The 11,328-nt window shown below is 66.7% G+C and carries 11 protein-coding genes; 8 read left to right on the top strand and 3 right to left on the bottom strand.

The features are described 5' to 3' along the window. Positions 1–1,319, bottom strand: a 1,319-nt coding sequence (locus VFG33_RS40370; RefSeq protein WP_325058332.1) for a fibronectin type III domain-containing protein, incomplete at its 3' end; no start/stop codon positions are given. A gap of 151 nt (positions 1,320–1,470) precedes the next feature. Next, positions 1,471–2,493, bottom strand: a complete 1,023-nt coding sequence (locus tag VFG33_RS40375) for an NADPH:quinone reductase (protein WP_325058333.1) — start codon at positions 2,491–2,493, stop codon at positions 1,471–1,473. Here VFG33_RS40375 and VFG33_RS40380 point away from each other — a divergent pair. After that, positions 2,476–2,799, top strand: coding sequence for a hypothetical protein (locus tag VFG33_RS40380; RefSeq protein WP_325058334.1), 324 nt, complete (start codon positions 2,476–2,478; stop codon positions 2,797–2,799). The genes VFG33_RS40375 and VFG33_RS40380 overlap by 18 nt on opposite strands. Positions 2,800–3,065: 266 nt before the next feature. Then, positions 3,066–4,037, top strand: coding sequence for a TerC/Alx family metal homeostasis membrane protein (locus VFG33_RS40385; RefSeq protein WP_325058335.1), 972 nt, complete (start codon positions 3,066–3,068; stop codon positions 4,035–4,037). On the opposite strand, the gene VFG33_RS40390 is transcribed toward VFG33_RS40385, so the two are convergent. Then, positions 4,034–5,305: an MFS transporter gene (locus VFG33_RS40390; RefSeq protein ID WP_325058336.1), complete on the bottom strand. Its 1,272-nt coding sequence runs from the start codon at positions 5,303–5,305 to the stop codon at positions 4,034–4,036. The genes VFG33_RS40385 and VFG33_RS40390 overlap by 4 nt on opposite strands. Before the next feature lie 335 nt (positions 5,306–5,640). Between VFG33_RS40390 and VFG33_RS40395 the strand changes: the two genes are divergently transcribed. The 6 genes from VFG33_RS40395 to VFG33_RS40420 all read left to right on the top strand — a co-directional run. Beyond that, positions 5,641–6,633: a hypothetical protein gene (locus VFG33_RS40395; protein ID WP_325058337.1), complete on the top strand. Its 993-nt coding sequence runs from the start codon at positions 5,641–5,643 to the stop codon at positions 6,631–6,633. 196 nt (positions 6,634–6,829) lie between these two features. Beyond that, positions 6,830–7,747 carry a phosphotransferase gene (locus VFG33_RS40400; RefSeq protein WP_325058338.1) on the top strand — a complete coding sequence of 306 codons (918 nt, stop codon included), beginning with the start codon at positions 6,830–6,832 and terminating at the stop codon, positions 7,745–7,747. A gap of 75 nt (positions 7,748–7,822) precedes the next feature. Then, entirely contained in the window at positions 7,823–8,335 is a 513-nt protein-coding gene (locus VFG33_RS40405; protein WP_325058339.1) for a GNAT family N-acetyltransferase, read from the top strand. Between the two features lie 117 nt (positions 8,336–8,452). Next, positions 8,453–9,193 carry a ThuA domain-containing protein gene (locus VFG33_RS40410; protein WP_325058340.1) on the top strand — a complete coding sequence of 247 codons (741 nt, stop codon included), beginning with the start codon at positions 8,453–8,455 and terminating at the stop codon, positions 9,191–9,193. 10 nt (positions 9,194–9,203) lie between these two features. Next, positions 9,204–10,214, top strand: coding sequence for a Gfo/Idh/MocA family protein (locus VFG33_RS40415; RefSeq protein WP_325058341.1), 1,011 nt, complete (start codon positions 9,204–9,206; stop codon positions 10,212–10,214). A 395-nt stretch (positions 10,215–10,609) separates the two neighbouring features. Then, on the top strand, positions 10,610–11,328 hold a 719-nt coding region (locus VFG33_RS40420), incomplete at its 3' end, for an ABC transporter permease family protein (RefSeq protein WP_325058342.1).

Genomic DNA, 11,328 nt, shown 5'->3' on the forward strand with positions numbered 1-11,328 from the left:
GCGGCCGTGTGGTAGAAGTACACGAAGTGGTCCGTGGCGAAGGTCGGCGAGATCGCCAACCCCAGCAGACCACCTTCACCTGTCGTGGTGACGGCACCAGGAACCTTGCCCAGCGTGGTCTTCTGCCCCGCCGAGGTGACCAGCAGTACTTCGAACCGGTCCCGTTCGGTCACCAGCGCGGACCCCGAGCCGTCCGGCAGGAACGCGACACTCCAGCCGAGGTCGACCTTCGCGACATCCCGCTCGTACTCCGGGATGCCACCTCCCGCAGCACCCGAGGTTCGTACCGTCACCGCATTGCTCGCACCCGAGGCGTTCCCGTCGGGATCACGTGCCTTCACAGAGAACGTGTATTGCGTGTTCGGCGTCAGGTTGGTCACCGTGGCGGTCAGGGAGTTCGTGGTCGAGACCAACGCGGAGCCCTGGTAGACGTCGTACCCGGCAATGCTGCCGCTGTTGTCGGTGGACGCGTTCCAGGCGAGGGTGACGCTGTTCGCGGTGACGCCGGTGGACCGCAGGTTGCCCGGCACGCTGGGCGGCTGGGTGTCACCACCGGGCGGCGTGGTGAACGCGACCACGTTGCTCTGCTGCGAAGCGTTGCCCGCGGCATCGAATGCGCCGACGGACACGTCATAGCTGGTGTTCGAAGTGAGCGTGTCCACGGTCGCCGACAAGGTGTTGCCGTCGACAACCTTCAGCACGTTGCCGCCGCGGTTGATCTCGTACCGCACCACGCCGACGTTGTCGCTCGCCGCGGACCAGGTGAAGGTCGCCGCGTTCGACTTGATGTTGCTGACGGCAAGGTTGCTCGGCGCGGACGGCGGCTGGGTGTCGGCGTTGGTCGGATTGACCGTCAGGACGTCGGCGTTGGGGCCGCCGTCAGCTGTCGTCGCGCGGGCGCGGATCTTGTTCGTCCCCGCGGCGAGCGTGAGCCGGACGGTCTTCGTCTGCCAGGTGGTCCACGCGCCGGTGCCGGGGAAGGTGATCCCGACAGCGCCCGCGACTCCGTTGACGGTGAAGTCGAGCGGTCGCGCGGCCGCGGTGCCATTGGCATACCGCAGCGTCACGTCGGCCGGGCCGGCGGGCGCCTGGACCGTCCACTCGACATAGCTCCCGACCAGGTTGTCGTAGTTGACGAACCCGCGGCCGGTGAAGCCGGCATGGTTCGACTCGACCAGACCTTGCGAGATGGTGGCGTCTTCGGCCTGGTAATCGGTGGGGGCGGCATCGGCGGATGGAGCCAGTGGTGCGAGAGCGAGAGTGACGGCGATGGCGGCCATGCCGGACAACGCGGCACGCCAGACTGATCGGCGGGTCATGGGGTCTCCTGACGATCCGGGGGCGGAAGGAGCTGCAGGGGAGCCAAACGCGAGAGTTAGGAAAGGTTCCTGTCTATCGACTCGCATCACACCAGCCGCCCCGGACCACTGTCAAGGGCCAGGGAATACGCATGCCAACCCGGAGGTCAGCTCAGAGGTCGGCGATCTCGATCAGCACCTTGCCGGTGGCGCCGGTTTCGACGGCTTCGTGCGCCCCTGCGGTCTCTGCGAGAGGGAAGTGGTGCAGGGGGAGCCCAGCCTCTTCGCCGACCGGGAGGGCGCCCGCCGCGATGGCCAGATTGATGTCCTCGGCGGCGGCGATCAGGAACTCCCGGCCGACGGTGTAGAGCAGGAGGAACTGGATGCGCGTGTTCAGGCCCATGTTCTGGCGGACGTCGATGGCGAACGGCTTGTCCCCGTCGTTGGCGTAGATCGCGATCGTGCCGCGGGGCTTGAGTACCGCGAGGTCGAGTTCCTGGTTGGCGCCGATGGCAACCTCGACGATGAGATCGACGCCATCGGCCGAGAAAGAACGGATCTGATCGGCCGCATCCGCGTCCCGATAGTTCACGACGTGGTGGGCGCCCGCCGCTTCGGCGTACGCCGTCTTGGTGGGGCTGACGGTGGCGATGACAGTGGCACCGGCCCAGCGCGCAAGCTGGACCGCCGCGTGCCCGACCGCGCCGGCTCCGCCTGCCACCAGGATGACCTTGCCGTCGAGTGCGCCGGGCGACAGTCGCGCCGGACCGCCTTCCGCGACAGTCAGGGCGCGATGCGCGGTGATCGCGGGGACGCCGATGCTGGCACCGAGGTCGAAGGAAGCGTTGTCCGGCAGCGGGAACACCCGCTCGACGGGGACGACCGTGTACTCCTGGGCCGTCCCACTGGTGGGCCGCTCGAATGCGGCCAGGGTGACCCAGACCCGCTCGCCGACGGCGAATCCGTCGACCTCAGGGCCGAGCGCGTCGACGACACCCGAGCCATCCTGGTTCGGCACCGACTCGACCGCTTCGCCGCCGTACAGGCCGGTGCGGGACTTCCAGTCGGTCGGGTTGACGCCCGACACTGCCACGCGAATCCGTACCTGACCCGCTCCTGGTTCTGGGATCTCGCGGTCCGCGAGGCGCAGTACGGAGTCGGCGGCGCCGAGCTGGTCGTGCACGATTGCCTTCATCAAGAGCTCCTGGAGAGTGCCGTCACGGTCATCCGCTACAAGCTGACGGCACACCTGGCTTATTCCGCCCCGACGGTCCTGCCCTGGCCGGCACGGCCTTTCAGGCCCCAGTCCACCAAGGGCTGCAGCGCGCTCGATGCGGCCTGGCGTCCGCTCGATCCCTACGCCGACGGCGCCTACCGCAGCTTCGAGAGCCGCCCGACCGAGGCGACCTTCCGCCGCGCCTTCCCTGGCGCCACCGGGGACCGTGTCCTCGACCTCCGCGACCACTTCGATCCCGACGGCCTGTTCAGAAGATGGGTGTGAGGGGACTAGCGTCCGGCCGGGGCTGGCATTGGAGTCTGTATCCGGTATACGATCGATGGTGAACGGTTGGTCACCCGCGTGCGATCCTGGTGGACGGGCGCAGGTAGGATCGGCCCGTTTGTGGAGGGGAGTATTCCTTCGCGGCAGCGTCGTCATCACGGAAGACCCCAGTGTCGACCCGGTGCTGTCGGTCCGAGAACCTTCGGGCGGAAGAGACCTCCGGACCCGCCGCTGTCGACGTCCGGAGGTTCACCATGGTCTCTGCCGTGCCCACCCATGTGTGGATCATCACGATCGTCGCGCTGATCGCGATCGTCGCCTTCGACCTGATCGTGATCGCCCGGCGCAACCACACGGTGACGATCAAGGACGCCACCCGCTGGGTGCTCTTCTACGTCGGCCTGGCCGCGGTGTTCGCGGCGTTGTTGTTCATCTTCCCGTCGGGTGCCTCCGGCTCGGAGTTCGTGGCCGGGTACATCACGGAGTACAGCCTCAGCGTCGACAACCTCTTCGTGTTCGTCATCATCATGGCGAGATTCGCCGTCCCGTCGCTGGCGCAGGACAAGGTGCTCTACATCGGCATCGTCGTGTCGATGCTGCTGCGGGCGGTCTTCATCATGGCCGGTGCGGCCGCCATCGCGGCCGCTAGCTGGGTGTTCTACATCTTCGGCGCGTTCCTCGTCTACACCGCGGTCCGGCTGGCCCTCGAGGGCGAGAACGACGAGGAAGACTTCCAGGAGAACGTCGTTATCCGCGGGATGCGCCGGATCCTGCCGCTGCAGCACGACTACGACGGCTCCAAGCTGGTCACGAAGGTCGACGGCCGCCGGATGCTCACCCCGCTGGTGATCGTGATCGCCGCGATCGGGATGGCGAACGTGATCTTCGCGCTCGACTCGATCCCGGCCATCTTCGGCCTCACCCAGGACGCCTACGTCGTGCTCACCGCGAACGCCTTCGCGCTGATGGGCCTGCGCCAGCTGTACTTCCTGATCGGCGGCCTGCTGGAGCGGGTCATCTACCTGAACGTCGGCCTGTCGGTGATCCTCGCCTTCATCGGCGTGAAGCTGATCATCGAGGCTCTGCACGGCTCGCACATCGACGACATCGGCGCGATCCACCTGCCGCACATCGGCATCGCCACGTCGCTCGGCTTCATCGCCGGCACCCTTCTCGTGACGACGGTCGCCAGCCTGGTCAAGTCCGGCTACGACCGCCGCCGCGTCGAAGCCGACTAAGGCGCGCTGTCCGCGGTTGCGGCCGGTACTGCGGGACGCCGGTCCGGCCGCAACCGCAGGTAGAGCAGCGGGATCGGGGTCAGGATCAGCCCGGACACCACGAGCGCAGTACGGATGCTGGTCCGGCCTGCCAGGGCGCCGAGTGGTGGTCCGCCGACGACCTGGCCGATGGCGTTCGACTGGGACACCATCGAGAGCACCGTGGCCCGGGACTTCGAGTCCAGGTTGCGGTTCAGCCAGGCCGACTCGACCGGGTAGCCGATCGTGGCGGCGGCGTTGCCGAACCACATCGCGCCCAGCGCGAGCCAAAGGTTGCCGGACAGCGCGAACCCGAGCACGCCGGTCAGCTGGAACAGAGCGAGCAGGGCCAGCAGACCGTTGGGGTGCAGCGAGTTGACCCGTTCGGGCGTCACCTTGTTCACCACCAGGGAAGTGGCGAGTGACAGCAGGGTTCCCACCAGCGAGAATCCGGCGAACCAGATCGCGGGCTCGGAGGTGCCGAAGAGTGTCGGCAAGGTGAGGTCGGTCAGGACCTTCACCGACCAGAGCCGGTCGAACACCTCGCTGGCCAGGCCCGAGATCAGGCTGATCAGCACGAAGGTACGAACCACCGGGCGGCTGCGGGCGACCTCTAAACCGTGCTTGAAGGTCGCGCCCATCTCCCGGAACGTCTCCCGCTCGGCCTTCGGGGTCGGGTGGAAGTTCTCCTCCCGCATGGTCACCATCAGCACGAGCGCCAGCGCGACCATGCCGACGCCGGACAACGTCATCGGCAGCGACAGGCTGATCAGGCCGAGGGCACCCGCGGTCAGGATGCCGACGATCGTGCAGCCCAGGTTGACCTGCTGTTCGCGGACGAACACCTTGCCGACCCGTTCCTCGCCGATCTCGTCGGTGATCCAGGCCTGGTCGGCACCGGACGTGAAGGTGTAGCCGAGTCCCCAGAGCACCTGTGCGGCGAGCACCGCGGCGAAGGCGGGCACCAGGCCCTGCAGCAGGAACGCGGCACCGATCAGGGCGAAGCCGATGATGACCGACAGCCGGCGGCTGAACAGGTCGGCGACGATGCCGGTCGGCACCTCGAAGAGGAAGCAGGCCAGCTCCATCGTGGTCCCGACCAGGACCATCTGGAGCGGATCGAGGCCGACTTCCTTGACGTAATAGACCATGCTGAGCGTGAAGGTCAGCGAGGAGAAGAAGGCCCAGGCGCCGTTGAAGGCGTAGTAGGTCCGGGCCGGATCAGCGGCCCGATAGGCGGGCAGAGGCATAGAACGCTCCTGAAAGCATCACGTGTGCGGGCATGACGAAGCGCGACCGGAGAGTCCGGTCACCGCTGGACGTGACGCACGACGGCCCTTCTCACTGAAGGCTCAGTTGAGCAGAAGGCGGCGGTGCGCTTTCAGGAGCGAGCTTGCATGCCTCGGATGGTAGTGGCACCCCGCGGCGCCGGGCATCGGGTTTTCCTCGGTCTAGTAGTGCGCGGCTACAGAGCGTACGTTGACGGTCTCTTCCCGAATCCAAGCAGCGGCCTGACGGGGGCCGGCCGGTTCGATCCCGGGCGCTGCACGATCCGGCCACTCGGCCGGACTGGGAAGGGCAGAAAATGAGCACCAAAAGAAGGCAGATCGCAGTTGTGGGCGCAGCCGTAGGGGCTGTCCTGCTGGGGGCAACGGGATCCGCCGCGGCGGTCGTGACACCCGACAATGCAGCACGCGCGGCGGCGCCTGCACCGAACAGCATCACGGGGTCCATGGTCAAGGACGGCACCCTGTACGGCGCGGACCTGGCGCCCGCAACCGTCGCGTGGTTCACCGGCACTTGGAACAACACGGTAACCAGCGCAAGCGTGAAGGACGGCTCGCTCGCCCTGAACGACTTCTCGGCCGCCGCGAAGGACGGCTTGAAGGGGGCCAAGGGCGACCAAGGCACCACTGGCACCACCGGCACCACTGGGGCGACCGGAGCCACTGGTCCGCAGGGGCCGGCCGGGACCTGGTCGGGGACGCACTGGGGTTCGGTCCTGCGGAACACGATCGGGGTAGGGAGCGCGGAGCTCAAGCCGACCTCGACCACCGCACCGCAAGGCGCCGGAGCGCTGGAGCTGAACACGAGCAGCGCCACGGACAAAGCTGCCTTCGGCAACGAGGTCGACTTCCTCGGTGACGACGTGAGTGCGATCCAGACGCTCGGGTTCAGCGTCTACACGACCGGCGAGAACAGCGCGCGCGGGCCGGGCAACATGCCGTCAATCACGTTCGAGATCGACCCGAACCTGGCTGCGCTGCCGGCCGCGAACTACGCGTCGATGGTCTTCGCGCCGTTCAACAGCGCATCCAACACCTGGACCGCGATCAACGCGACGGATGACGCCCTCGGCAAGGTCTGGGGTCTGACCGGGGCCGGTATGCCGTGCGGGATCAACGGTGCGCGGTGCACCTGGAGCGAGATGAAGGCGGCGCTGAACGACGGCGGCGAGGGAGCCAAAGTGGGCACCCTGGCGGTCGGCAAGGGCCGGGACTTCGAGTTCCATGGAGCGGTGGACAAACTGCTCTACAACGACGACGTCTTCGACTTCGAGCCGATGGGCGTCAAGTAACACCAGCACCGGCCGCCCCACCGCGAACAGCTCCAACGCGGTGGGGCGGCCGCACAAACTCCGGCCCCAGGATCTCGGTTCGGAGGCCCTTCCACGGGTACCATCGGAGTAGCCTGGCCCGGCCGTTCCCCCGTGATGGTCGGGTCAGGTCTTTGCGTTGTGACCAGAACGCCTTCGCAGCTGGTTTGATGGCCGGATGCCCACGATCAGTGCTGATGATCTGTACACCGTCGCCTCCGAACTCGGCCTCCGCATCGATCGCTTCGAGACAACCAGAGCCACTGACGCGGACTCCATCGGCAACGGCAACTGGCTGATCTGGCACGACGACCAGATTCTCGTACTCCGCCGCTACCACGTGCTGCACACCGAGACGGATCTTGCCTACGAAGCGGCGGTACTGCGGCACCTGACCGATCTCGGCTGGTCTGTGCCGACACCTGTCACTGGGTCGATCCGGTACGGCGAACGGTTGTGGGCGGTGACTCGTTTTGTGCCGGGAAAGCCACATCAGGAAGAGAGTCCGGAGCAGATCGAGGAGCGGGGCGCGTTGATGGCTCGGCTGCACGCCGATCTCGCAGGGCTGGAGCTGGGCCAGCGGCAAGACTTCTTCCGAGGCGCGGACCTGGAGGCGATGGGAGCCTTCCAGGACTGGGATCCGGGCCTCGCGGCGCTGCGTGAGCTCAGTCCCGAGTTGGCCGACTGGGCCGCGCTGGCCATGTTGGAAGCCAAAAGTGCTGTTGCCGAGGGCAACTTACTGGACCTGCCGCAGACCATCGTGCACGGGGACTTCGGGAGCTGGAACCTGCACTTCGAGGGCGACCGGCTGGGCGGGGTGATCGATTTCGATCTGGTCCACCCGGACAGCAGGCCCTGGGAGTTGGTGCAAGCCCGGGTCAATGATGGGCCCGGCCTGATCGACGGCTACCAGCGCGCGGCGGCGGAGCTCGGCAACCCGCTCTCCGAGGCCGAGCTTGCCGCGATCGCGCCACTGCAGCAGGTCTTTCGGGTCAACATGGTGATGGCCGAGCTCTGGTCGGGCCCACGCACCGGGGCTTTCAACTTGTCGATGATCGAGCGCCAGCTAGGTCTCACTGGTACCGCCAAGCCTTAAGGTCGTCGCGTGCCTCGTCTTGTTGAGCCGGCCCTTCCTGTGGGAACACTTCGAGCAATGCCGCAGCCTCGGCTGATGGATGAGGCGATCGCCCTCAGGCCGTGGCGGGTGGGGGATGTCGCGGCGGTGATGGAAGGGTTCGGTAGCGCGGAGATCCAGCGGTGGCATGTGCTGCGGATCGACGACGAGGATGAGGCGCGCGGATGGGTGGCGCAGTGGGCGCGCAGGTGGGACGAGGAGGACGCCGCCAGTTGGGCGATCGTCGGGGAGGATGACGAGGCGCTCGGCCAGGTTGGGCTGAGGGGCATCAATCTGGTGGAAGCTTCTGCCGGGTTGTCGTACTGGGTGGTGCCGAGTGCGCGGGGTCGCGGGCTTGCTGGGCTGGCCGTTGGGGTGATCGAGGACTGGTGCTTCGGGACGCTCGGGCTGAACCGGCTGGTGCTCGACCACTCGACCCAGAACCGGCAATCCTGCCGCGTCGCGGAGAAGGCCGGGTATCCACTCGAAGGTGTACTGCGGCAGTCGATGCTGCACGCGGACGGCTGGCACGACGCGCATGTCCACGCCCGGACCCGTACCTCCGGTTGAGCTGGCAGGACCAGATCACAGCGGCTGGACAAGTCTTGACATGGTTGGCCGCGGCACGGTTAGGCTCGGGTTAACCGCTTTACCGCCCAGCCCACACCCTGTACAGGACGGACCTCCATGCCCGAAACCCTCCGCGTCCTCGTCTGGGGCGAGAACCGGCACGAGCAGCAGGACGCCAGCGTCGCCGCGCTCTACCCCCACGGCATGCACACCACGATCAAGGAGGGGATCGAGGACAACCTCGGCGCCGGGGCCACGGTCGGTACGACGACCCTGGACGAGCCGGAGCACGGCCTGACCGACGAGGTGCTGGCGGCGACCGACGTACTGGTGTGGTGGGGTCATGCGGCTCATGAAGAGGTCTCGGACGAGGTCGTCGAGCGGGTCCATCAGCACGTTCTCGCCGGGCTCGGCCTGGTCGTGCTGCACTCCGGGCACTGGTCCAAGATCTTCAAGAAGTTGATGGGTACGACGTGCAACCTGCGCTGGCGCGCCGAGCGGGACCGCGAGCTCGTGTGGACCGTCAATCCGACCCACCCGATCGCACAAGGCATCCCGCAGCCGATCGAGATCGAGGCGCAGGAGATGTACGGCGAGTTCTTCGACATCCCGGTGCCCGAGGAACTGGTGTTCGTCAGCAACTTCAGTGGCGGCGAGGTGTTCCGCAGCGGCTGCACGTTCCGGCGCGGGCACGGCAAGATCTTCTACTTCTCGCCCGGTGACCAGGAGTATCCGGTCTATCACCACAAGGACGTCCGCAAGGTGATCGCGAACGGCGTCGCCTGGGCGGCCACCGACCGCCCGGAGCGCAAGGCCCCGACCCTGGAGCGCCACGAGGTGGGGGCCTTCGATGTCTAAAAGCTCAGCAGTGTCTAAGAAGCCTCAGCAGTTAGCGCCCCTGCGGCTGATCCAGGTCGGCGCCGGCGCGATGGGCAAGGGCTGGCTGCACACCATCTCGAATTCGCCGGATGCCGAGTTGGTCGGTCTGGTCGACCTCGATCTGGAGCTGGCCCAGCGGATCAGCGAGGAAGAGCTGGCCGCCGTCGTTCCGGTCGCGAGGTCGCTGTCGGAATTGGTACAGGTCACCGGGGCCGAGGCGGTCGTCAACGTGACCGTGCCGGCCGCGCACAACCCCGTCAACGAGGAGGCCCTGCGAGCGGGCCTGCCGGTGCTGTGTGAGAAGCCGATCGCGCCGACGGTCACCGATGCGCAGTACATCGCGGGAGTGGCGAAGGAGACCGGCAAGCTGCTGATGATCAGCCAGTCGCGGCGCTATCTCAACCAGTTCGCGGCACTCCGGCAGGCGGTCGCCGGGCTCGGCCCGATCGCCAGCGTCTCCTGCGAGTTCGCCAAGGCACCGCACTTCGGCGGCTTCCGCGAAGAGATGCCGTTCCCGTTGCTCGTCGACATGGCGATCCACCAGTTCGACTCCGCCCGCGCGCTGATCGGCGAGGACCCCGTCTCGGTGTATTGCGAGTCGTTCAACCCCAGCTGGAGCTGGTACGCCGGTGACGCCGCGGCGACTGCGATCTTCGAGTTCCCGGGTGGCACGCGGTTCGTCTTCAACGGCAGTTGGTGTGCCCCGGGGCAGGAGACCTCGTGGAACAGCCGGTGGCGGGTCGGCGCCGAGCGCGGCACCGCCAGCTGGGACGGCGACAGCGCGCCGGTGACCGGGGATCCGCTCACTCCGGTGCCGGTGGGTAATGCCCCTGAGCAGATTGACGGCTCGCTCGCGGAGTTCGTGCGGTGCGTGCGGACCGGTGAACCGGCGTCGACGGATGCGCACAGTAATGTGCCGAGTCTCGCGATGGTGGAAGGTGCGGTCCGATCCGCCACCGAACAGCGGCGGGTCACCCTGGCGGAAGTACTGGGCGCCTGACCGCAGTTGGTTCCTCGCCAAGTCTTGACATAGCCTGCGTCGGGCAGTTGACTGCCATATAGTTCACGAAGATAAGTAAATCCGGGCACCGGTCCGGGGTCCCTACCCGATCCCCGCCGGTGCTGACGGCCGCCGAGGTCCCGCGACGATCCGCGGGTCCCTCGGCCTTTGTTGCTGGGGGCAACAGAACTGTCTGCTGCCCCGGCAACCCCTTGTGAGCCAAGCGATATCGCCACGTGGTCAAGGTCCGGTATCGACCGGCGTGGTGCCTCTTCCACTCCTGATGGTTCTGTGCCATTCTCCGGATGGAAGCCGAAATCCTATCGGATATCGGTTTAGCTCCAAGTAGTGACGACTCGTCACAGCACGTGCAGGATCGTCGAAGGGACGCAGGTGTGAGCGGAACGATCGAGGTGAAACCGGCGCCGCCGGCACCGGTACTGAAGCAGGGGACGGCTCCCCGCCGGATCAAGCCCCCCAGCCGGCGCACAGAGGCGGCCCGAAGTTTCCGCCGGCACTGGCAGCTCTACCTGCTGATCGTCCTTCCGTTGGCGTACTTCGTCATCTTCAAGTACATCCCGATCTCGAACGCGGTGATCGCGTTCAAGGACTACAGCCCGATCAAGGGGCCGTGGGGCAGCGACTGGGTCGGTTTCCAGAACTTCGAACTGTTCTTCCAGAACCCGGTGTTCTGGACCCTGGTGAAGAACACGTTCATCCTGGCCGTCTACCTGGTGCTGGCAAGCTTCCCGATCCCGATCATCCTGGCGATCGCGCTGAACGAGATTCGTCAAGGGGTCTTCAAGAAGACCGTCCAGCTGGTCACCTACGCGCCGTACTTCATCTCCACTGTCGTCGTGGTCTCGATGACGCTGCTGGTGCTGTCACCGCAACTCGGCTTCGTCAACGACGCGATCGGCCTGTTCGGCATCCCGGAGATCAACTTCCTCGGCGACCCGAACTACTTCCGCCACATCTACGTCTGGTCCGACGTCTGGCAGACCACCGGGTACTCCGCGGTGATCTACCTGGCCGCGCTGTCCGGTATCGACCCGGCGCTGCACGAGTCGGCGAAGATCGACGGGGCGAGCCGGTTGCAGCGGATCCGCAACGT

Origin of the sequence: Kribbella sp. (assembly GCF_035687465.1) — a bacterium.
Taxonomy (GTDB): domain Bacteria; phylum Actinomycetota; class Actinomycetes; order Propionibacteriales; family Kribbellaceae; genus Kribbella.

Bases quoted from the DNA above. Each gene is read 5' to 3' on its own strand.
- VFG33_RS40375 (WP_325058333.1), bottom strand. From the start codon at position 2,493: ATGAAGGCAATCGTGCACGACCAGCTCGGCGCCGCCGACTCCGTACTG.
- VFG33_RS40390 (WP_325058336.1), bottom strand. From the start codon at position 5,305: ATGCCTCTGCCCGCCTATCGGGCCGCTGATCCGGCCCGGACCTACTAC.
- VFG33_RS40395 (WP_325058337.1), top strand. From the start codon at position 5,641: ATGAGCACCAAAAGAAGGCAGATCGCAGTTGTGGGCGCAGCCGTAGGG.
- VFG33_RS40400 (WP_325058338.1), top strand. From the start codon at position 6,830: ATGCCCACGATCAGTGCTGATGATCTGTACACCGTCGCCTCCGAACTC.
- VFG33_RS40405 (WP_325058339.1), top strand. From the start codon at position 7,823: ATGGATGAGGCGATCGCCCTCAGGCCGTGGCGGGTGGGGGATGTCGCG.
- VFG33_RS40410 (WP_325058340.1), top strand. From the start codon at position 8,453: ATGCCCGAAACCCTCCGCGTCCTCGTCTGGGGCGAGAACCGGCACGAG.